The sequence below is a fragment of the Streptomyces sp. ISL-11 genome (genome assembly GCF_018614525.1).
Classification (GTDB): domain Bacteria; phylum Actinomycetota; class Actinomycetes; order Streptomycetales; family Streptomycetaceae; genus Streptomyces.
Window position 1 is genome coordinate 1 of sequence record NZ_JAGGOL010000118.1, and the last position, 20,937, is coordinate 20,937.

Genomic DNA, 20,937 nt, shown 5'->3' on the forward strand with positions numbered 1-20,937 from the left:
CAGCACGTCCGGCGAGTACGCCCGGCCCGACGGGCCCGGTCACACGGGCCAGTTCGAGCTGCCGGGCAGCACGTCCGGTGAGTACGCGCGTCCCGACGGCCCCGGCAGCACCGGTCAGTTCGAGCTGCCCGGCAGCACGTCCGGCGAGTACGCCCGCCCCGACGGCCCCGGCAACACCGGCCAGTTCGAGCTGCCCGCCGCGGCTCCCCAGGCCCCGGCCGACGACTGGCCCGTGGCCGGTGACGGCGGGCGGCGCGCTCCGCAGAACGGCACCGGACAGTTCGAGCTGCCGGGCAGCACGACCGGCTCGTTCCAGCGGCCGGCCCCCGCGAACCCGCAGACCCCCGCCCCGCTGCCGCCGGCAGGCGCCGGCGACGGACGGACGCCGCTCTTCGAGGAGCTGGAGTCCAACTGGTTCCGCGGCGAGGGCCAGTCCGCGCCGGAGCAGCCGGACGCCTTCTCCCAGCGACTGCCGCAGCGCGAGCCGCGCCAGTCGCTCCAGGACTCGCAGGTCCCGCTGAACCCGCAGGCCGCACCGGCCTCGCGGGGCACGCAGGACAACTGGCGGGAGTCCCCCAACGACGAGCGCCGGCGCAAGGCGGAGCAGATCCGCGAGCCGGCGGCGGGCGGCAAGACCCCCTCGGGTCTGCCGCGGCGCGTGCCGCGCGCCAACCTCGTCGAGGGCACCGCCGAACAGCAGAGCAATCCGACCGGTCCGGCGGTCTCGCGTGCGCCCGATGACGTACGCGGCCGACTGACCAATCTCCGCCGGGGTATCCAGCAGGGACGTCAGGCGGGCAACGGCCCGGCCACCGGTAACCACAATCTTGGCCCCACTTACCAGCAGGAGCGTTAGTTGAGTCCGATGAGCCAGGCGGCCCAGAATCTGAACTGGTTGATCACCAATTTCGTGGCGAACACCCCCGGGGTGTCCCACACCGTGGTGGTCTCCGCCGACGGACTCCTTCTGGCGATGTCCGAAGGCTTCCCGCGCGACCGCGCCGACCAGTTGTCGGCGGTCGCCTCCGGCCTGACCTCCCTGACGGCGGGTGCTTCCCGGATCTTCGAGGGCGGCCCCGTCAACCAGACCGTCGTGGAGATGGAGCGCGGCTTCCTCTTCATCATGTCCGTCTCCGACGGATCCTCGCTGGCCGTGCTGGCACACCCCGAGTGCGACATCGGCCTCGTGGGCTACGAGATGGCCCTCCTGGTCGACCGCGCGGGCACCGTGCTGACGCCCGATCTCCGCGCGGAACTCCAGGGCAGCCTGCTGAACTGACCTACGCACACCGCAAATACCGTCCGACCGTACGGCCGAAAACCCCCCACCGGCCACCGCTCGACGGCATTATTGCCATCCTGCTGTCCCGTCCGGAGGATTCATGACCCCGCCCGCCTCGCCCGGCCCGTACGGCGCTTCTCATCACGCGCCGTACGGGAGTGAAGGCGCCGACCAGCCGCTGGTCCGCCCGTACGCCATGACGGGCGGCCGTACCCGGCCGCGCTACCAGCTCGCCATCGAGGCGCTGGTGAGCTCCACGGCCGACCCGGCACACCTCCAGGGGCTGCTTCCCGAGCACCAGCGGATCTGCCACCTGTGCCGGGAGGTCAAGTCGGTCGCGGAGGTTTCCGCGCTGCTCAACATGCCGTTGGGCGTCGCGCGCATCCTCGTCGCGGACCTGGCGGAGGCCGGCATGGTGGCGATCCACCAGCCGGGCGGCGAGTCCGGCGGGACGCCGGATGTGACACTGCTCGAAAGGGTGCTCAGTGGACTTCGGAAGCTCTAGCGGGAGCGCCGGCCGTTCCACCACCTCCGCGAAGATCGTGGTGGCGGGCGGTTTCGGCGTGGGCAAGACCACGTTCGTCGGCGCGGTCTCGGAGATCAGTCCGCTGCGCACCGAAGCCGTGATGACGTCCGCGTCGGCCGGGATCGATGATCTGAGCCACGTTCAGGACAAGACCACGACGACCGTGGCGATGGATTTCGGCCGCATCACGCTCGATGACGATCTGATCCTCTACCTCTTCGGTACGCCGGGTCAGGACCGCTTCTGGTTCATGTGGGACGACCTGGTCCGCGGCGCCATCGGCGCCGTCGTCCTGGTCGACACCCGCAGACTCGCCGACTGCTTCCCCGCGGTCGACTACTTCGAGAACAGCGGCCTGCCCTTCGTCATCGCCCTCAACGGCTTCAACGGGCAGCAGCCCTACGGGCCGGAAGAGGTCCGTGAGGCGCTCCAGATCGGCCCCGATACGCCGATCATCACCACCGACGCGCGGCACCGGGGCGAAACGAAGAGCGCGTTGATCACGCTCGTCGAGCACGCTCTGATGGCCCGCCTGAAATAACGTCGCGCACGGCGCCAGTCATCACAAATGGGTTGTGGCATTGAACACGGCGCACCGCAGAGTTCATAACGTTTCGACAAGAGAATCGACCGGACGCAACCACCCTTCGCGTTCGGTCGACTTCGCTGTGCGCACATTCCGCCCGCCATTTGCCGCCGCTCGCTCTTAATGCCCGTTTTATGTCGGGCAAATCGCTTGGCTCGTCAGCCGTACGCACTGTTTGGATTGCGCACGCCTGACGTGCTGGAATTCCAGGAACTGAGCAGTAACGGCCCAGTTCGAAAAACGGCACACAACGCAGGTGCCGACGCCGAGAGGTTGTTGGTCGAGTGACGCGCAGAAAGACGGGCGCCGCACAGCAGGCGCGGGACGAGCGGGGCAACTTCACCCCGCCGTCACGCGAAGCGGTGCCGCCTTCCGACGTGCCCGAAACACCCGAACCGCCCGCCGGCCGCGGCGGACGGTTCTCGCCGCGCAACTGGCGGGTGCCCGTCCGGCTGAACGCGATCCTCTTGATCCCGGTCGTGGTGGCGCTGGTCTTCGGCGGGCTCGACGTGAAGGGTTCGGTCGACACCTGGACCGAGGCGAAGGACGCCGCCAACACCGCGCGGCTGGTCCGCGCCGCGGCCACCTACGCCCACGCCGTCATCGACGAGCGTGACCTGAGCGCCGAGCCGATGCTGAACGACCACCGCGAGGACCCGGTCGTCAAGAAGGCCCAGGACACGACGGACGCCGCCCGGGACGCCTTCGACAAGGCCGTCAAGAGCGCTCCGGACACCGCGAGCCTGCGCCGCCGCCTCCAGCTCTTCCGCGAGTCGGAGCAGACGCTGCCGAAGCTGCGCAAGGTCGCGTACACGCCCGCCCTGGACACGGTGAAGACCGAGGACGGCTACGGCGCCGTCCAGCGTCCGCTCATGGCCTTCGCCAATGAGCTGGGCCTGGGCACCGGCAGCAACTCCTACGGCCGCATGGTCTACGCGATCCAGCTGGCCAAGGCCGCCGAGTCCCTCCAGCGCGCCATCGGCACGCACCTGCTGGTGAAGCCGGCCACGAGCCCCAAGGAGCGCGAGGCCCAGGTCACCGCGTTCTCCTCGTACAACTTCCTGGAGTACATCGCCCGCGGCGAGTACGACGCGGCGGGCGGCGAGGACGACATCAGCCGCCTCAACGACGTCATGGCCACCAAGGCGAAGATCTCCGAGCAGGACAAGATCTTCGCGGCCATCGCCAGCGGCAAGACGTCCAAGCAGCTGGAGCTGGCGGGCATCACCCCGGAGGCATGGTTCTCCGCTTCCACGGCGAAGTTCGACGCCTACCGCGACGTCGAGAAGGAACTCGCCGACAAGGCCGTGAGCGAGGCGGAGGCGATCTCCTCCGACGCCCAGCAGACCGCCTTCGTCAACTCCGGCATCATGATCTTCGCCCTCCTCGTCGCGTTCTTCGTGGCCGGGAAGATGGCGCGCTCGATGAGCCGCAACATGCGTCACCTGCGCAGCGCCGCGTTCGACGTGGCCGAGCAGAAGCTGCCGGCCCTGGTCGACCAGCTCTCGCGCACCGACCCCGGTCGCGTCGACACCCGCATCCAGCCGATCCCGATCACCACCCGGGACGAGATCGGCGAGGTCGCCCGCGCCTTCGATCAGGTGCACCGCGAGGCCGTCCGGCTCGCCGCCGAGCAGGCGCTGCTGCGGGGCAACGTCAACGCGATCTTCACCAACCTCTCGCGCCGCAACCAGTCCCTGATCGAGGGCCAGCTGACCCTGATCACGGAGCTGGAGGAGAACGAGGCCGACCCGGACCAGCTGGAGAGCCTCTTCCGCCTGGACCACCTGGCCACCCGTATGCGCCGCAACGGCGAGAACCTCCTGGTCCTCGCCGGCGAGGAGCCGGGCCGCCGCTGGGACCAGCCGGTTCCGCTGGTGGACGTGCTGCGCGCCGCCTCCTCCGAGGTGGAGGCGTACGAGCGCATCGAGCTCTCCGGCGTCCCCGACGCCGAGATCCACGGCCTGGCCGTGACCGACCTCGTGCACCTCCTCGCAGAGCTGCTGGAGAACGCCACCACCTTCTCCTCCCCGCACACCAAGGTCCGCGTCACCGCGACCCGGCTGCCCGACGGCCGCGTGATGGTCGAGATCCACGACAAGGGCATCGGCCTGACCGCCGAGGACTTCGCGGACATCAACCACCGCCTGGCCAACCCGCCGAGCGTGGACGTGGCGATCGCGCAGCGCATGGGCCTCTTCGTGGTCGGCCGGCTGGCCACCCGGCACGGCATCCGCGTCCAGCTCCGCCCCTCGGGCGAGCAGGCCGGCACCACCTCGCTGGTCATGCTGCCGGACGCGATCACGCACGGCGGCGGCGGCGAGGACGAGCAGGCCCCGGACGACTTCACGGTCTCCCGGATGGTGCCCGAGCAGCAGGCCGCTCCCATACCCCGGCTGCGCACGGCGGCCGAGCTCGGCTTCGACGACTCGCGCTACGAGGCCCGGCAGGAGACGCCCGGCGCTCCCCAGCTGGACCCGGTCGGCCGTTCGCGGCTGCGCGAGGAGCGGCGTGCCGCTCTGGAAGCCCAGCAGCAGAACGCCGACAACCGTCCGCTGTTCCGCGACGAGATACCCCAGCAGTCCTACGAGCAGCAGGGGTACGAGCAGCCGCGCTACGACCAGCAGCCGTACGAGCGCCGGCCCGACCAGGACACCGGCCAGCACGCCGGACCGGGCATGGTCGGACAGAACGGTCAGCAGACCGGCCAGCACGTGATACCGCAGCCGGAGCAGCCGTCCTACGAGCAGCAGCACGGCCACGCGGACGCGGGTTACCCGGAGCAGGGCTATGCGGAACCGGCCTATCCGGAGCAGGGGCAGTCGTTCGACGGCTTCAACGCACCGGACCAGCAGGCGAGCTGGCGGGACTCTGGTCCGTACCAGGACACCACCCAGCAGGGTTACGGAGCGGATTCGGAATCCCGGCCGTCCGCTGACACGGCGCAGCCGGACCGCGTAGAGTTCGACCGTCCGGGCCCCTCTTCGAGCGGCTCCCACTCGCTGACCGGGTCCGGTCTGCCGCGCCGCGCGAAGCAGTGGCAGCAGTCCGAGACAGTCGAGGAGGCCGCGGGGGCCGGCGAACCGGAGCAGCCCCAGCAGGACGTCCCACAGCAGCCGCAGGAGGGCGACGAGCCCGACTGGCGATCGACGAACGACGAGCGCTGGCACCGTGCCGAGCGGCTCCGTGAGCCGAAAGCCGGCGGGATTACCCCCTCCGGTCTGCCGCGCCGAGTGCCCAAGGCGAATCTGGTCGAGGGCACGGCAGCACAGACCCCCCAGGGTGGCCCCCAGATCTCCCGTGCCCCGGAAGACGTCCGCGGCAGGTTGAGCAACCTGCGCCGCGGTGTCCAGCAGGGGCGCAGCGCGGGCGGCGACACCGCAGCGCACGAGCAGCATGAGCAGCACGACCAGGGCTTCGGCCCCGGCGGTACCTACGATCAGGAGCGTTAGTGTGAGCCCGATGAGCCAGGCGGCGCAGAACCTGAACTGGTTGATCACCAGTTTCGTGGACAACACCCCCGGGGTGTCCCACACCGTCGTGGTCTCCGCCGACGGACTCCTTCTGGCGATGTCCGAAGGGTTCCCGAGGGACCGCGCCGACCAGCTGGCGGCGGTCGCCTCCGGCCTGACCTCCCTGACGGCGGGTGCTTCCCGGATCTTCGAGGGTGGCGCCGTCAACCAGACCGTGGTGGAGATGGAGCGCGGCTTCCTCTTCATCATGTCCGTCTCCGACGGATCCTCGCTGGCCGTGCTGGCGCACCCCGAGTGCGACATCGGCCTCGTGGGCTACGAGATGGCTCTCCTGGTCGATCGGGCGGGCAGCGTGCTGACGCCCGATCTCCGTGCGGAACTGCAGGGGAGCCTTCTCAACTAGCAAAGAGGCAGTGCGTTTCGCGCCACCGCGCCATAGGGTGCGGTGGCGCGACCAGCAGCAGACAGCAAGTTGGAGGAGGAGACGTGGCAACGCCCCCAGGCGGTTACCCGTATGGAAATGATCAGCAGGCTCAACCGCCGTTGAACCGCTTCAACTTCCCCTCCGCACCAAGCCACCGGGCACCCGCGGAGCCACCGCGGCAGCCGCATGTCCCGGCGCAGCCGCCCCAGCAGCACCGGCGCGGGCAGGGTTCCCCTGCCGGAGGCCGGTCCGGGGGCAAGCACAATCCGCTGGTCCGTCCCTATGCGATGACCGGTGGCCGTACCCGGCCGCGGTACCAGCTCGCCATCGAGGCGCTGGTGCACACCACGGCCCAGCCGTCCCAGCTTCACGGTCAGTTGCCGGAGCACCAGCGCATCTGTCATCTGTGCCGTGAGATCAAGTCGGTCGCCGAGATCTCGGCACTTCTCTCCATCCCCCTCGGCGTCGCCCGAATCCTCGTCGCCGACTTGGCGGAGGCCGGGCTCGTCGCCATCCATCAGCCCGGCGGCGACGAGTCCGCCGGCGGCCAGCCTGACGTGACACTGCTCGAAAGGGTGCTCAGTGGACTTCGGAACCTCTAGCGGCGAGGCAGCCCGCTCCACCACCTCCGCGAAGATCGTGGTGGCGGGCGGTTTCGGCGTGGGCAAGACCACGTTCGTCGGCGCGGTCTCGGAGATCAATCCGCTGCGGACCGAGGCCGTGATGACGTCCGCGTCGGCCGGGATCGACGATCTCACGCACGCGCCGGACAAGACCACGACGACCGTGGCCATGGACTTCGGCCGTATCACCCTGGACCAGGACCTGATCCTGTACCTCTTCGGTACGCCGGGGCAGGACCGCTTCTGGTTCATGTGGGACGACCTGGTCCGCGGCGCCATCGGCGCCGTCGTCCTGGTCGACACCCGCAGACTCGCCGACTGCTTCCCCGCGGTCGACTACTTCGAGAACAGCGGCCTGCCCTTCGTCATCGCCCTCAACGGCTTCGACGGCCACCAGCCGTACACGCCGGAGGAGGTCCGCGAGGCGCTCCAGATCGGCCCGGACGCCCCGATCATCATCACGGACGCGCGGCACCGCGGCGAGGCGAAGAGCGCTCTGATCACGCTGGTCGAACATGCCCTCATGGCGCGCCTGCGGTGAGCCGTCGGCCGTGCCGACGCAAAAAGGTCCCCACACTCACGAGGAGTGCGGGGACCTTCTGCGTAGTACGGCGACCGCTTGCGCGGTGCGGGCCCGAGGGTCCGTCAGCCCTGCCGGCTGTGCGGCGCCCGACTGTGCCGACCCAGGGGCAACCCCCGGACCCCCTGCCCGAGAGTCGTCAGCCCTGCCAGCTGTGCGGCACCCGACTGTGCCAACCCGGGGGCAACCCCCGGACCCCCTGCCGGAGAGTCGTCAGCCCTGCCAGCTGTGCGGCGCCCGGAAGCCCGGCGTGCGCTCCAGGCGGCGCCAGGCGGCGGCGGAGCGGCGGGGGCGGGGCGGGGCCGAGTGGGTGCCGGCGGCCGCGGCGCGGGCGAGGAGGACCGCGGTGACGGCGGCCACCTCCTCGGCGTCGGCGGTGCCCTTCTCGACGCGGACGAGCGTGTTCTCCATGCTGTTCTCCCTTACTGGGGCGGGTTGCCGTGCTTGCGGGAGGGCAGGTCGGCATGCTTCGTGGCGAGCATGGCCAGCGACTTGATCAGCACCGACCGGGTCTCGGCCGGGTCGATCACGTCGTCCACCAGTCCGCGCTCGGCGGCGTAGTACGGGTGCATCAGCTCGGCCTTGTACTCCTTGACCATCCGCGCCCGCATCGCCTCCGGGTCGTCCGCCTCGGCGATCTGCTTACGGAAGATCACATTGGCCGCGCCCTCGGCGCCCATCACGGCGATCTCGTTGGTCGGCCAGGCATACGTGAGGTCGGCACCGATGGACTGCGAGTCCATGACGATGTAGGCACCGCCGTACGCCTTGCGGAGGATGACCGAGATACGCGGCACGGTGGCGTTGCAGTAGGCGTAGAGCAGCTTCGCGCCGTGCCGGATGATCCCACCGTGCTCCTGGTCGACGCCCGGCAGGAAGCCCGGTACGTCCAGAAGGGTGATGATCGGGATGTTGAAGGCGTCGCACATCTGGATGAAGCGGGCGGCCTTCTCGCTCGCCTCGATGTCCAGGACACCGGCGAGGGACTGCGGCTGGTTGGCGACGATGCCGACGACCCGGCCGTCGAGCCGGGACAGCGCGCAGATGATGTTGGTCGCCCAGCGCTCGTGGATCTCCAGGTAGTCGCCGTCGTCGACGAGCTCCTCGATGACCTTGCGCATGTCGTACGGGCGGTTGCCGTCGGCCGGGACCAGGTCGAGGAGTGCCTCGCCGGTGCGGTCGGCCGGGTCCTCACTCGCCACGCGGGGCGGGTTCTCCCGGTTGTTCTGCGGGAGGAGCGAGAGGAGGTAGCGGACCTCTTCGAGGCACGTCTCCTCGTCGTCGTAGGCGAAGTGGGCGACGCCCGAGGTCTCGGCGTGCACGTCGGCGCCGCCCAGGCCGTTCTGGGTGATTTCCTCGCCGGTGACGGCGCGGACGACGTCGGGGCCGGTGATGAACATCTGGGAGGTCTCGCGGACCATGAAGACGAAGTCGGTCAGGGCGGGGCTGTAGGCGGCGCCGCCGGCGCAGGGGCCGAGCATGACGGAGATCTGCGGGATGACGCCGGACGCCCTGGTGTTGCGCTGGAAGATGCCGCCGTAACCGGCGAGGGCGGAGACGCCTTCCTGGATACGGGCGCCGGCGCCGTCGTTGAGGGAGACCAGCGGGGCACCGGCCGCGATGGCCATGTCCATGATCTTGTGGATCTTGGTGGCGTGGGCCTCGCCCAGCGCGCCGCCGAAGATACGGAAGTCGTGGGCGTAGACGAAGACGGTACGGCCGTGGACCGTGCCCCACCCGGTGATCACACCGTCGGTGTAGGGCTTCTTGCTCTCCAGACCGAAACCGGTGGCGCGGTGCCGGCGCAGCGGCTCCACCTCGGAGAACGAGCCCTCGTCAAGGAGCAGGGCGATCCGCTCCCGGGCCGTCAGCTTGCCCTTGGCCTTCTGGGCCTGGGTCGCCCGCTCGCTCGGACCACGCCGAACCTGCTCGCGGATGGCGTGCAGCTCGGCGACGCGCCCACGGACGTCACTCGCCTCAACGGGCGCACCTTCGAGATTGCTCATGCATAGACGGTACGTGGCGGGGCCGCCCGAACCTCATGTCGGTTCCATACAACGTCATGTGCGATTTGGTGGGCAGGCGGCACAGAAGCGCACAGCCGACTCCCCGCAGGTCACCCCCGAACGGGGGTGGCCGCTGTGAATACCCCACAAAAGTCTCGGCCCCGAGCCGTAGGCTGGGGAGCTTGACGGCCATTTGCCGGCGGCGACGTCACCGCTGGTCACCACAGGGTGACCCTACAGCGATGTGCAGCGCCCGCCGTGCCCGGCGCGATCCGGAGCCGCAGGGCCTCACCTGTGGAGAGCACCCGCACCGACGGGTCTTGTGCGGTTACCCGGCGTATTGGACGGGACCAGGTGAGGTCCAGGGGTACGCCGGTGCGCGGAGGCTCGGAGAGGTGGAGCGTCGCGGTGCGACCGCGCACACGGATGAGTACGGCGGCGGGCGCCGTGACGGCGAGCTCCCCCGCCGCGCCGGGTGCCCAGAAGGCGGCGGCGGTCAGGCCGAGCGAGGGCAGGCAAACGGCTTGGCGGTCCCGGGAGTTGTCGACGACCGTGAGCCAGTGCGGGTCCGCGGCGCGGGCGGCGAGGGCGCGCGGGCCGGCGCCGGGCATCAGGAGGTGGACGTAGGAGGCGTCGGCCGGATCGGTGCCGTGCAGGTGGCCGAGGGTGAGGTAGCGGCGGGTGAGGCGGTCGGGGCTGCCGCCGGAGTTGATGTCCCGCCAGGAGCCGGTGCGGGTCTCGCGCGAGGCGGTCAGGGGGGCGCCGCCGGGGAGGACGTAGCCGCCGTGTCCTTCGAGGTGCACCCAGTGGGCGCGCTCGTAGGACCGGCTCCAGCCGGTGTCGCGCGGCTGGGGTTCGCCGTCGACGGTGAGCAGGGGTGCGCCGCGCTCACCGAGGTTGCGGGTGTCGAGGACGGTTTCGACGGGGGTGCCGTCGCGGGCGGTGATGCCCGCGCCGAGGCAGACCACCGCGTCGTCGGCGCACAGCCACGCCTTGCGCGCCTCCAGGGTCGAGCCGAGCCCTCGGAGGTGCTGTCCGACGATGGCGAACTCGCCGTCGCCGACGCCGCCGACCCAGCGCGCGGCGGGTTTCGGCTCGCCCCAGCCGCCGCCCTCGTTGTCGGCGAGCCGTTTGGCGGAGACGGTGATGCCGGGCAGCCGGTAGGGGTCGACGGTGGGCCAGAAGTCGTCCGCGTACTGGTTCTGGCCGGTGGTGGCGCCCCACCAGCAGAGCATGCCGGCTCCGGTGTGCCAGCCGCGCGGGTTCTCGCCGTTGCCGTTCTCGTAGTGGGCGATGCGGTCCGAGGCCATGGAGATGTTGGCGACCCAGCCGGGGCGGCGGTGCACGGCGCGGTCCATGGCGGCGAACAGCCGGTGGCCGGCGGGTGCGGGGGCGGCGGGGGCGGGCGCGTCGAGGACGGCGGCGACGCGGGCGAGTTCGGCGACGCCGAACTGCGGGTCGGTGCGCAGCGGGGTGCCGGTGTCCCGTTCGGCCCACCCTTTGATCAGGGCGTGCCAGCGGGTCCGCTCGGCGGCGCTCGCGCCCTCGCCGAGCAGGGCGACGGCGGCGATGAGCGCGTGGCCGCGCTGGTGGTCGCTCTGCGGCAGCCGGCGGGGGTCGGCGCGCTGCAGGCCGCGGCTGATGGCCCGTCCGGAGACGCTGTCCATCACCAGGCCGTTGTGGATCAGCGGCGCGTAGGCGTTCTCGACACTGTCGTGGATGAGCTGCCGGGCGGGGTCGGTGACGTCCCAGCCGGAGCCGCGCAGCAGGGCGAAGAGCCGGCCGAGTCCGTCGAGCAGCACCTGTCCGTACGTACCGGAGTACGCGACCCAGGTGTGCTGGACGAACGAGCCGTCGGCGTAGAGGCCGTCGCCCCGGGTGACGTGCGGGAAGACCGGCGAGAGGGCGTCGCGGGCCAGGGCGGTTCTCGCCGGGTCCGCGCCGAGGACGCCGCGCAGGGCGACGACGCGGCACAGGTCGACGCGGTTGGCGCCGGTGCTGGTGCCGGTGTAGTCGCGGAGCACGGTGTCGGGGACGAAGTGGCCGACGGCGTCGAGGTGGCGGGCGCGCCGGGCGGGTCCGGCCTCGTCGTGGAGCAGGGTGAGGGTGTCGAGGAGCAGCCGGGGGCTGCCGATCTGCCACTCCCACCAGTTGCCGTAGGGGGTGGTGCCGGGGTGGTAGACGCGGTCGTGGAGGTGGTCGAGCCCGGCGAGGACATCGGCGGCGAGACCGGTGTCGCCGGTGAGGCCGGTGCCGGGCTGGGTGTACGCCTGGGCCATGACGTGCAGGCGGGCGTAGCTCTGGGTGATGCCGGCGGGCGGGTCGAAGGGCGCGTCGGGCCACAGGGAGGCGGGGGCGGGTCTCATGGTGGCACGGTGCGTGCGTGCGAGTTCGCCGGTGCGGCGCAGCACCGCGGCGTAGGGCTCGGCGGAGGCGTCGTAGCCGCTCCCGAGCATGAGCTCCCGCCAGCGCAGGCGGAGGGCCGCAAAGGGGTCCGCGTCCCGCGCGGGGCTGAATCCCATGGCACCGGCGGCGGAGATGGCGAGGAAGCCCCGACGGGACCAGGCGTCGAGGGCTTGGCGGACCTGGTGGGCCCGATGGAAGCGGGGCCAGTGGGAGTCAGAAGGCACGGCTGTTCCTTCCCGGGCAGACGGATCCGCTGGTGCGGGCGGTGCCGGAGGCACGGTCGCACCGTCCCGGCGCGGAAGCAATGGCCTGGACGAGTGGTCCGCTCCGCGCTCGGCCAATATTCCACCCGCACTAGATGTTGAAACTTGAACCAGATCGCGCTAACGTCATTCTCGTTGAACTTTAAACAACCTTGGGATCCTCCTCCTCGATCCCCCTTCCCCCCCAGGAGTCGTCATGGGCCTCTTCACCCGCAAGCACAGCACCGCCGCCCCGGCCACCACCGCCGTCATGGACGTGGACCCGGCACTGGCAGCCCTCACCGGCGACTACACCGTCGACGCCGGCCACAGCAGCATCGGCTTCACCGTGCGCCACGCCATGGTGACCAATGTGCGCGGCTCCTTCACCGAACACGAGGGCACCCTCCACCTCGACGGTGCCGACCCCTCCCGCTCCACCGCCTCCCTCGACATCCGGATCGACAGCGTGGACACCGGCATGAAGGACCGGGACGCCCACCTGCTCGGGGACGACTTCTTCGACGCCGGGCGGTTCCCGCTGATGAGCTTCCGCTCCACCACCGCCGAGCAGCTCGGCGGCGACCGCTACCGCATCACCGGCGACCTCACCATCAAGGACGTCACCCGCCCCCTCTCCATCGACCTGGAGTTCAACGGCTCGGCCACCGACGTGTACGGCAACGAGCGCGTCGGCTTCGAGGGCAGCGCCGAGATCCTGCGCTCCGACTGGGGCCTGACCTGGAACGCGGCTCTGGAGACCGGCGGTGTGATGGTCAGCGACAAGGTGAAGCTGACCTTCGACATCTCCGCGGTCAAGTCCGCGGCAGAAGGCCGGTCCTGACGCCACCCTCCAGGGCCCCCGCCCCCTCCCCCGCCTCTCCCCCCTCCAGTCAGTGCCCGAGTGCCCGCAGGTGGTCGAGGACGGTCCGCGCCCCGTCCTCGTCCACGGTCAGCGCGATGTGAAGGTCCGGCCGTACGAGCACCAGCGTGCCGCCCTCGGCCCCGTACGCGGTGCGGGCGTGTCCCCCGGTGTCGGCCAGTCCCTCGGTGCCACCGTCGACGAGGCAGGTGCGGACGAGGTCTCCGCACTCGGCCGCCACCTCGGCCAGCCCCGCCGCGCCGCCGGCCCCGAAGCCCAGCAGGGTGAAGTGCGGCCCGGCGAAGACCTCGAAGAGACGGACCGGGCGCCCCGTGGCCACATCCCGGCACGGAGCGTCGGGAGCCCGGTCCCCCGCGCGCGGACCGCTCCCGTCGGCCTCCTCTCCGGCGCGGTCGCCCCAGGACAGTGACGACCAGCGATAGCCAACCCCCAGGGTGGTGATGTCGTCGGAGAAGACCGCCTCCGTGCCCACACCGGCCTTCGCCACCGCCTCGCGCACCACGCGCAGCCGTTCGTCGGTCAGCTTCAAGGTCCAGGCCGCGACGGGCTGTCGCTCCTCCTCGTAGGTGGCCAGCAGAGCCGGACCCGCCGCGCCGCGGGCGACGAGCGCGAGCTTCCAGCCGAGGTTGAAGGCGTCCTGGATGCCGGTGTTCATCCCCAGACCGCCGGCTATCGAGTGCACGTGCGCCGCGTCGCCCGCGAGGAAGACCCGGCCGACCCGGAAGCGGTCGGCCATGCGGACGTTGATGCGGTAGCTCGAGATCCACGTGGGATCGGCGGGCCGCAGCCCCGGTATGCGAACGTGCCGGTCGAAGAGCCGCTGGAAGCTCTCCAGGGACGGCTCCACCGGCCGGCCGGCGGCGTCCCGCTCGGGCGCGCCCTGCAACTGCCAGTGCCGGCTGCCGCGGAACGGGCAGAGCATGATCGCGCCGTCCTCGTCGAACCACTGGTGCCAGTAGCCGGTGTCGAGGCCGTCGACCTCCACATCCCCGACGACCATGCTCTCCTCGGCCTCGGTCGCCCCCTCGAAGCCCACACCCAGCGCCTTGCGCACCGGGCTGTGCCCGCCGTCGCAGCCGGCGAGATACGAGGCCCGCACGCGCCGCCCGTCGGCGAGCGTCGCGGTCACCCCGTCGTCGTCCTGGGTGAATCCGACCAGCTCGCAGCCGAGTTCGACCTCGACTCCGTAGTCGGCGAGCCTGCCGCGCAGGATCTCCTCGGTGCGCCACTGCGGGATGACCAGCCCGCTCGCGTACGGGGTGTCGGGGGTCGGGGCGCGGTCCCCGAACGTCACGTCGTCGGCGACGGCGACACCGTCGCGGTACTTGCGCAGCACGATGTGCTCGATGCCCGACCGGGCCGCCTCCTCCCCCACCCCCAGGTCGTCGAACAGCTCACGGCTGCGCTGATTGAGGCCCTTGCCCCGGGACGCGCGGTGGAACGTCTCCGCCTTGTCGATGATCCGCACGGGCACCCCGTCCCGGGCGAGCGTGAGAGCGAGCGTCAGGCCGGTCGGCCCCGCGCCCACGACGAGTACAGCGGTAGTGGTGGTGGCGGTCATGGTGGGGTCCCTCCGTCGTCGGTGAGTCCATCAAAGACCCCGACGAGAGAAAAAGCAACCGAGTAACAAAAGAATCCGAGTAACACCGCCCCTGATAGAGTGATGGCGTGAACGAGGAGACCGGACTGCGGGAACGCAAGAAGCGGCGCACGCGGGAGGCGCTGTCCAGGACGGCCATCGAGCTCTTCCTGGAACGCGGCTTCGACCAGGTGTCGGTCGCGGAGGTGGCGGCCGTCGCGGAGGTGTCGAAACCGACGCTCTTCCGCTATTTCCCGGCCAAGGAGGACCTGGTCCTGCACGGCATCGCCGACCACCAGGGCGAGGCGGCCCGGGTGGTACGCGCCCGGGCGCCGCGGCAGAGCCCGCTGGAGGCGCTGCGCTCCCACTTCCACGCCCGGCTCGACGCCCACGACCCGATCACGGGCCTGTGCGACAACCCCGCCGTGCTGGCCTTTCGCGACCTGATCTACTCCACACCCGGCCTGGTGGCCCGCCTCACGCTCTACAGCGCCCAGGACCAGCGGGAGCTCTCCGGGGCACTGCGGGAAGTGGAAGCGACCGACGAGGTGACGGCGGGCCTGGCGGCCGCGCAGATCATCGCCGTCCAGCAGATCCTCGCCTACGACAACTGGCAGCGCCTGGCCGCCGGTCACTCCGCCGACGCCGCCCTGCCCGCCGCCCACGCCGACGCCGAGCGCGCGTACGACCTGCTCGGCACCGGCCTGGCGTCCCAGGGCCTCTGAGCTCGGCGGCGTCGCGCCTGCGCGCCGTAGTCCTTGCCCGGACATGAGCCGCGAGGCGGCTGCGCATGACAACAAGGGCGTTAGTCACCCATTTGGGTGATGCAGGGTTCGTGCCATTCTGCGCGGGAAGCCCTCCCGAGGGGCGTTGCGGACATTGTGTGCCGCGCAAGCGCCCCGAAGGGACAAGAGGAGGCATCTCCCCATGTCGTATTCACTCAAGGGAACGCTCCGGGCCGGACTGGCCCTCGGCGGGGCTTTCTTGCTCTTCGCCGCACTTCCCACCTCGTCCTACGCGGCCAACGGCGACTTCCAGTACCTGCGAGCGGACTCCAGTCAGCAGGACGTGATCTCCGACCCGCCCAACGAGTCGTGCCGGACGATCTCAGGTGGTGCGGTCAACGCGACCAACCGCACGAATGCCGTCGCCACCGTGTACAAGAACGCGAGTTGCACCCTCGCCAACAGGATCAAGGTCCTGAATCCGAACGGAGGCATGTGGGACAGCGGCACCACACTGGTCGTCGCGCAACGCGTGTGCTTCACCGCAACGCCACCACCGACCTCGCCTCAGTCGCCCTGCCAGTGAACCCAGCGGCACCACCTGTCACCGCCCCGGCCCATGTTCACGCTCGTGGAAGCCCGGACCTGGGCGCGGGGTTGTCGCGGCGGGCGCGGCGGGCTCCGATCAGCAGCAAGGCGCACGCGAGCACGAAGAGCGGCCAGGGCGTGAACGGAAGGACCACGGCGTCGACGACGCTCCAGCTCCCCAGCGTCCAGGCGATGAATGCCGGCGGGGTGATGCCGCGGCGGTCCAGCCACAGCACCGTCAGGCCGATCAGGACGAGCGGTATGCCGAAGCTTTCCAGGCTCAGCCAGTACGCGCTGCCCGCCGGGCTCATGTCGGCAAGGTCCTCGCTCCACAGTCCACCGCTGAACCATGTCCCGGCGTGGCGCGCGGCTTTCTCCACCGTCAGGGCGCCGAGCGTGTGTGCGGTTCCGCATAACGTGATGATCCAGCCAGCCCACTTGATCATCCGAGTTCTCCGTCTCTTGTCACGAAGCCACGCGTGCGACTCCATCGTGGTTGTCCCTGCGTAGCTGGGGTCAGTGATCTCTGCGGCCCTAGTTCCGATACTGCCGTTTCGATACTCTCGTTCCGTATAGTGCAGGCATGACAGCGAGAAGGCAACGGGGTGGACGCCCCCGAGACAGCCGCGTGGATCAGAAAATCCTGCAGACCACGCGTGAGCTGATCGGCGAAGTCGGCTACCCGGCCCTGACCGTCGACCAGGTCGCGACGCGCGCCGGCGTGGGCAAGGCGGCGATCTACCGCCGGTACGCCTCCAAGGCCGAGATGGCGTTCGTCGCCACCATGCACGAGCAGCAGCTGCCTCCGTTGGCCGGCACCGGCTCCTTGCACGGGGACCTGCTGGCGCTGGTCCGCACGTTTCACGTCCGCATGTCCGCCCCGGCGGCCCGACAGCTGGCACCGGCCCTGATCAGCGAACTTGCCGTCAATCCCGAACTGGATACCCGGTTCCAGGACACCTTCCTGGCCGCCGAACAGGCCGCCTTCGCCGAAATCATCGGACAGGCCCTGGCTCGCGGCGAGCTGGCCGGGACCGTCGCCCCCGCGATGGCCCACCTGCTGCTGCTCGGCACCTTGGCGTCCGCCCTGTACATCCTCCACCTGCCCGTCGACGACGCGATGGTCACCGACCTCGCCACCGCCGCCACAGCGGGAATCACCGCCCTGGCCGACCGGCACCACAGCGACCCCGGCGGAGCCGACGAGCCGCGCTGACAGGGCACTTCCGTCGCTCGGAAGAAATCAGGGCCACCGGGAAGAAGCCCGGGGCCCTGACAAGCCGACCACGGGAGCGCCCTCACCAAGCGGCGCCCCCGGGCCCGTTCACTCCTGCGGCTCGACCCCCGCGCGCCGCAGCCCGTACGCGTAGGCGTCGTCCAGGGCCTGCCAGGACGCGGCGATGACGTTCTCGGCGACGCCGACCGTGGACCACTCCGCGCGGCCGTCGCTCGTCGAGACCAGCACCCGGGTGATCGAGCCGGTGCCCAGACGGCCCTCCAGGATGCGGACCTTGTAGTCCACGAGCTCCAGGTCCGCCAGCTGCGGATAGATGCGCTCCAGTGCCACCCGCAGGGCCCGGTCCAGGGCGTTGACCGGGCCGTTCCCCTCGGCCGTGGCGACGATGCGCTCGCCCTTGGCCCACAGCTTCACGGTCGCCTCGTTGGCGTGCGTGCCGTCGGGGCGGTCCTCGACGATGGCGCGCCAGGATTCCACCCGGTAGTAGCGGCGGGCCCGGCCCTCGACCTCCTGGCGCAGCAGCAGTTCGAAGGAGGCGTCGGCGGCCTCGTAGGTGTAGCCCGCCAGCTCGCGCTCCTTGACGCGCTCGACGACGCGGCCGACGAGTGCGCGGTCGTCACCGAGTTCGACGCCCAGCTCCTTGCCCTTGAGCTCGATCGAGGCGCGCCCGGCCATGTCGGAGACGAGCATCCGCATGGTGTTGCCGACCCGCTCCGGGTCGATGTGCTGGTAGAGGTCCGGATCGACCTTGATCGCGGAGGCGTGCAGGCCGGCCTTGTGGGCGAAGGCGGAGACTCCCACGTACGGCTGATGCGTGGAAGGCGTGAGGTTGACGACCTCGGCGATGGCGTGCGAGATCCGGGTCATCTCGGCGAGCGCGCCCGCGGGCAGCACCCTGCGGTCGTACTTGATCTCCAGGGCGGCGACGACCGGGAACAGGTTGGAGTTGCCGACGCGCTCGCCGTAGCCGTTGGCCGTGCACTGTACGTGTGTGGCGCCCGCGTCCACGGCGGCGAGGGTGTTGGCGACCGCACAGCCGGTGTCGTCCTGGGCGTGGATGCCCAGCCGGGCGCCGGTCTCCGCGAGCACCTCGCGCACCACGGTTTCGACCCGGGCCGGGAGCATGCCGCCGTTGGTGTCGCACAGGACGACCACGTCGGCGCCCGCCTCGTGGGCGGTGCGGACGACCCGCAGAGCGTAGTCGGGGTTGGCCGCGTAGCCGTCGAAGAAGTGCTCGCAGTCGACGAAGACCCGGCGGCCCTGCGCGCACAGGTAGGAGACGGTGTCCCGGACCATCGCGAGGTTCTCGTCCAGCGTGGTGCGCAGGGCGAGCTCGACGTGCCGGTCGTGGGACTTGGCGACCAGGGTGATCACCGGGGCCCCGGAGTCGAGCAGGGCGGCGACCTGCGGGTCGTTCTCCGCGCGGACACCGGCCTTGCGGGTGGCGCCGAACGCGACGAGCTGTGCGTGCCGGAAGTCGATCTCCTTGCGCGCACGCTGGAAGAACTCGGTGTCCCGGGGGTTGGCACCGGGCCAGCCGCCCTCGATGAAGCCGACGCCGAAGTCGTCCAGGTGCCGGGCGATGGTCAGCTTGTCCGCGACGGTGAGGTTGATGCCCTCGCGCTGGGCGCCGTCGCGCAGCGTCGTGTCGAAGACGTGGAAGCCGTCGTCGAGGGGGAGGCTCTCACTGGTTGCGTCGGTTGCGTCGGTCATGCTGCTCTGACTCCTGTCGGATCTCGGTCTACCGGAATGACCGGTTCCACCGTCCCCTCATGGTCCCGCGTGCGGGTCGCCTCCGGCGGGTGGCCGGGAAACGAAAAGACCTCTCGCGGATGCGAGAGGTCTGCGCGCGGGTCTGGGACGACGGCGGCCGCGCCGTACGGGTTGGTACGGGGCGGTCACTGCGGACCGGCGCGCCTGCGGCCAATAATCATGGCTGGCGTGAGCACGGTTGCCATCCTGGCATGGTTGTCCAGGGTGGTGCGGGGTGGTCTCACTATGCGGTCATGGTGTGGCCCTCAAGCGCCGGGCGGGCTGGGTTTGGCCGGGTTGGTGGTCCCGCCCGGTTCGCAGATGCCCTCAAGCGCCGGGCGGGCTGGTTCTGTGCCTGGGCCCGCTGGTTGGGTGCCCGCCGGTGCCGACGCCGGTGCCGTCAAGTCGATGTCCCTCGTCTCGCGCATCGTCAGGTAGACGATCAGGGAGACCGCCGCGCAGCCCGCGACGTACCAGTAGAAACCCGACTCCACGCCCGCCTTCTTGAACCACAGGGCCACGTACTCCGCCGTCCCGCCGAAGAGCGCGTTGGCGATGGCGTACGGGAGGGCGACGCCCAGCGACCGTACGCCCGTGGGGAACAGCTCCGCCTTCACGCACGCGTTGATCGACGTGTAGCCCGTGATGACGACCAGGGCCAGCAGGGACAGGCCCAGGGCCGGCCAGAAGGACCCCGCCCGCCGGAGCAGCGTCATGATCGGCACGGTGAGGAAGGTGGAGCCCACCGCGAAGGTGATCAGCAGGGGGCGGCGGCCGATGCGGTCCGACAGGGCGCCCGCCAGGGGCTGGAGGCAGGCGAAGATCAGCAGGGCGCAGAAGCTGACGAGCGTCGCCGTCTGCTTGGGCAGGCCGGCGCTGTTGGAGAGGTACTTCGTCAGATAGGTGGTGTACGTGTAATAGGCGACCGTGCCGCCCATGGTCAGCGCCATCACCAGGAACGCCTCGCGCTTGTGGCGCAGCAGCGCCCGGATCGTGCCGCGGTCCTGCTGCCGGGTCGTGTCGGCGGCGTCGTACACCTCCGTCTCCAGCATGTTGCGCCGCAAGTAGAAGATGACGGCCGCGCCGAGGGCGCCGACGACGAACGGGATGCGCCAGCCCCAGCTGTGCAGTTCGCCGCTGGTGAGGGTGCGCTGGAGGATGATCTGGAGGCCGAGGCCGAGGATCTGGCCGGCGGTCATGGACACGTACTGGAAGCTGGAGGCGAAACCGCGGCGGCCGGGCGCGGACGCCTCGGTGAGGTAGGTCGCGCTGGCGGCGTACTCGCCGCCGACGGACAGGCCCTGGAGCAGCCGGGCGACCAGCAGGACGGCCGCGCCGCCGTAGCCCGCGACGGCGTAGGTGGGCGCGACGGCGATCAGTACGGCGGACGCGGACATCAGGGTGACCGTCATGGTCAGGGCCGCCTTGCGGCCGCGCCGGTCGCCGACGCGGCCGAGCAGCCAGCCGCCGAGGGGGCGCATGAAGAATCCGACTGCGAACAGGCCGGCGGTGTTCATGAGCTTGGCGGTGTCGTCGCCCGACGGGAAGAAGGCTCCCGCGAAGTAGGTGGCGAAACTGGCGTAGACGAACCAGTCGAACCATTCGACCATGTTGCCGGCCGAGCCGACCCAGATCTTCTTCCAGTGCTGTCCCATGGACGATCACGGTGGCGGAACAGCCGGTCGCCGACAAGGGTCCGGGTGGCAACGATCACGCGTACTTGCGTGCGTTGCGTTCCCGGAATCCCAACCTCCGCCGGTGCGGCCGCCGGTACCGCGTCAGCGGAGGTGCCGTACGAAGACGTCGCCGACCCTTGGTGTCCCCCGGCACCGGCAGGCGGGGAAGGACGCGAAGACGGCGTACCGGCCGGCCGCGCTGACGGCCGCGGTGAGCGAGTCGTGGTCGCCCTGGGTGCCGTCGGCCGCGACACCGAGGCGCTCGACGGAGGACGCGGGCGGCAGGGCGGGCACGGCCGTGACCGGACGCCGACGGCCGCCCCCGCGTGCTGCGGGAGCGGCCGTCGGT

Annotated in this window: 19 protein-coding genes and 1 pseudogene; 12 read left to right on the top strand and 8 right to left on the bottom strand. The window is 70.7% G+C overall.

Going from position 1 to position 20,937, the window contains the following annotated elements:
• The 8 genes and pseudogenes from J7E86_RS22560 to J7E86_RS22595 form a co-directional block, all read left to right on the top strand.
• Positions 1–856: pseudogene (locus J7E86_RS22560) on the top strand (hypothetical protein); the annotation flags it as partial.
• Positions 857–865: 9 nt separating this feature from the next.
• The gene (locus tag J7E86_RS22565; protein ID WP_215083602.1) at positions 866–1,279 is read left to right on the top strand and encodes a roadblock/LC7 domain-containing protein; all 414 of its coding nucleotides are present in this window, start codon (positions 866–868) and stop codon (positions 1,277–1,279) included.
• 103 nt (positions 1,280–1,382) lie between these two features.
• Positions 1,383–1,787: a DUF742 domain-containing protein gene (locus J7E86_RS22570; RefSeq protein ID WP_215083561.1), complete on the top strand. Its 405-nt coding sequence runs from the start codon at positions 1,383–1,385 to the stop codon at positions 1,785–1,787.
• Positions 1,768–2,349, top strand: a complete 582-nt coding sequence (locus J7E86_RS22575) for an ATP/GTP-binding protein (protein ID WP_215083562.1) — start codon at positions 1,768–1,770, stop codon at positions 2,347–2,349. Before J7E86_RS22570 ends, J7E86_RS22575 begins: the two co-directional genes overlap by 20 nt.
• Positions 2,350–2,678: 329 nt before the next feature.
• Positions 2,679–5,846, top strand: a complete 3,168-nt coding sequence (locus tag J7E86_RS22580; protein WP_215083563.1) for a nitrate- and nitrite sensing domain-containing protein — start codon at positions 2,679–2,681, stop codon at positions 5,844–5,846.
• A gap of 1 nt (position 5,847) precedes the next feature.
• Positions 5,848–6,270 carry a roadblock/LC7 domain-containing protein gene (locus J7E86_RS22585; protein WP_130880092.1) on the top strand — a complete coding sequence of 141 codons (423 nt, stop codon included), beginning with the start codon at positions 5,848–5,850 and terminating at the stop codon, positions 6,268–6,270.
• 83 nt (positions 6,271–6,353) lie between these two features.
• Positions 6,354–6,893: a DUF742 domain-containing protein gene (locus tag J7E86_RS22590; protein WP_215083565.1), complete on the top strand. Its 540-nt coding sequence runs from the start codon at positions 6,354–6,356 to the stop codon at positions 6,891–6,893.
• Entirely contained in the window at positions 6,874–7,455 is a 582-nt protein-coding gene (locus J7E86_RS22595) for an ATP/GTP-binding protein (protein ID WP_215083567.1), read from the top strand. Before J7E86_RS22590 ends, J7E86_RS22595 begins: the two co-directional genes overlap by 20 nt.
• A gap of 252 nt (positions 7,456–7,707) precedes the next feature.
• Here the strand turns inward: J7E86_RS22595 and J7E86_RS22600 are convergent, their stop codons facing one another.
• The 3 genes from J7E86_RS22600 to J7E86_RS22610 form a co-directional block, all read right to left on the bottom strand.
• Positions 7,708–7,905 (bottom strand): acyl-CoA carboxylase subunit epsilon, encoded by a 198-nt coding sequence (locus J7E86_RS22600; protein ID WP_215083569.1) that lies wholly within the window; start codon positions 7,903–7,905, stop codon positions 7,708–7,710.
• Positions 7,906–7,916: 11 nt separating this feature from the next.
• Positions 7,917–9,500: an acyl-CoA carboxylase subunit beta gene (locus J7E86_RS22605; protein WP_215083571.1), complete on the bottom strand. Its 1,584-nt coding sequence runs from the start codon at positions 9,498–9,500 to the stop codon at positions 7,917–7,919.
• Positions 9,501–9,718: 218 nt separating this feature from the next.
• A complete protein-coding gene (locus J7E86_RS22610) occupies positions 9,719–12,022 on the bottom strand; it encodes a polysaccharide lyase 8 family protein (RefSeq protein WP_215083604.1) in 2,304 nt (767 codons plus the stop codon).
• A 343-nt stretch (positions 12,023–12,365) separates the two neighbouring features.
• Between J7E86_RS22610 and J7E86_RS22615 the strand changes: the two genes are divergently transcribed.
• The gene (locus tag J7E86_RS22615; RefSeq protein ID WP_215083573.1) at positions 12,366–12,992 is read left to right on the top strand and encodes a YceI family protein; all 627 of its coding nucleotides are present in this window, start codon (positions 12,366–12,368) and stop codon (positions 12,990–12,992) included.
• Between the two features lie 49 nt (positions 12,993–13,041).
• Here the strand turns inward: J7E86_RS22615 and J7E86_RS22620 are convergent, their stop codons facing one another.
• Positions 13,042–14,592, bottom strand: a complete 1,551-nt coding sequence (locus tag J7E86_RS22620; RefSeq protein ID WP_215083574.1) for an FAD-dependent monooxygenase — start codon at positions 14,590–14,592, stop codon at positions 13,042–13,044.
• A 107-nt stretch (positions 14,593–14,699) separates the two neighbouring features.
• On the opposite strand from J7E86_RS22620, the gene J7E86_RS22625 reads away from it, so the two are divergent.
• Both J7E86_RS22625 and J7E86_RS22630 read left to right on the top strand, forming a co-directional pair.
• Complete coding sequence (locus tag J7E86_RS22625) at positions 14,700–15,335, top strand: TetR/AcrR family transcriptional regulator (RefSeq protein WP_215083576.1); 636 nt, start codon at positions 14,700–14,702, stop codon at positions 15,333–15,335.
• Between the two features lie 202 nt (positions 15,336–15,537).
• The gene (locus J7E86_RS22630; protein WP_215083578.1) at positions 15,538–15,921 is read left to right on the top strand and encodes a hypothetical protein; all 384 of its coding nucleotides are present in this window, start codon (positions 15,538–15,540) and stop codon (positions 15,919–15,921) included.
• Between the two features lie 37 nt (positions 15,922–15,958).
• Here J7E86_RS22630 and J7E86_RS22635 read toward each other — a convergent pair whose 3' ends face one another.
• Positions 15,959–16,369: a DUF6463 family protein gene (locus J7E86_RS22635; RefSeq protein WP_215083580.1), complete on the bottom strand. Its 411-nt coding sequence runs from the start codon at positions 16,367–16,369 to the stop codon at positions 15,959–15,961.
• 182 nt (positions 16,370–16,551) lie between these two features.
• On the opposite strand from J7E86_RS22635, the gene J7E86_RS22640 reads away from it, so the two are divergent.
• On the top strand, positions 16,552–17,139 hold the full coding sequence (locus J7E86_RS22640; protein ID WP_215083582.1) for a TetR/AcrR family transcriptional regulator: 588 nt from the start codon (positions 16,552–16,554) through the stop codon (positions 17,137–17,139).
• Positions 17,140–17,247: 108 nt separating this feature from the next.
• Here the strand turns inward: J7E86_RS22640 and cimA are convergent, their stop codons facing one another.
• The 3 genes from cimA to J7E86_RS22655 form a co-directional block, all read right to left on the bottom strand.
• Positions 17,248–18,873, bottom strand: coding sequence for a citramalate synthase (gene cimA, locus J7E86_RS22645; protein ID WP_215083585.1), 1,626 nt, complete (start codon positions 18,871–18,873; stop codon positions 17,248–17,250).
• 305 nt (positions 18,874–19,178) lie between these two features.
• Entirely contained in the window at positions 19,179–20,567 is a 1,389-nt protein-coding gene (locus J7E86_RS22650; protein ID WP_251019523.1) for an MFS transporter, read from the bottom strand.
• Between the two features lie 123 nt (positions 20,568–20,690).
• Positions 20,691–20,882 carry a hypothetical protein gene (locus J7E86_RS22655; protein ID WP_215083587.1) on the bottom strand — a complete coding sequence of 64 codons (192 nt, stop codon included), beginning with the start codon at positions 20,880–20,882 and terminating at the stop codon, positions 20,691–20,693.
• Positions 20,883–20,937 lie beyond the last annotated feature (55 nt).

Coding starts and splice junctions, on each gene's coding strand:
- J7E86_RS22565 (WP_215083602.1), top strand. CDS start 866: ATGAGCCAGGCGGCCCAGAATCTGAACTGGTTGATCACCAATTTCGTG.
- J7E86_RS22570 (WP_215083561.1), top strand. CDS start 1,383: ATGACCCCGCCCGCCTCGCCCGGCCCGTACGGCGCTTCTCATCACGCG.
- J7E86_RS22600 (WP_215083569.1), bottom strand. CDS start 7,905: ATGGAGAACACGCTCGTCCGCGTCGAGAAGGGCACCGCCGACGCCGAG.
- J7E86_RS22605 (WP_215083571.1), bottom strand. CDS start 9,500: ATGAGCAATCTCGAAGGTGCGCCCGTTGAGGCGAGTGACGTCCGTGGG.
- J7E86_RS22610 (WP_215083604.1), bottom strand. CDS start 12,022: ATGGGATTCAGCCCCGCGCGGGACGCGGACCCCTTTGCGGCCCTCCGC.
- J7E86_RS22615 (WP_215083573.1), top strand. CDS start 12,366: ATGGGCCTCTTCACCCGCAAGCACAGCACCGCCGCCCCGGCCACCACC.
- J7E86_RS22620 (WP_215083574.1), bottom strand. CDS start 14,592: ATGACCGCCACCACCACTACCGCTGTACTCGTCGTGGGCGCGGGGCCG.
- J7E86_RS22630 (WP_215083578.1), top strand. CDS start 15,538: ATGTCGTATTCACTCAAGGGAACGCTCCGGGCCGGACTGGCCCTCGGC.
- J7E86_RS22635 (WP_215083580.1), bottom strand. CDS start 16,369: ATGATCAAGTGGGCTGGCTGGATCATCACGTTATGCGGAACCGCACAC.
- cimA (WP_215083585.1), bottom strand. CDS start 18,873: ATGACCGACGCAACCGACGCAACCAGTGAGAGCCTCCCCCTCGACGAC.
- J7E86_RS22650 (WP_251019523.1), bottom strand. CDS start 20,567: ATGGGACAGCACTGGAAGAAGATCTGGGTCGGCTCGGCCGGCAACATG.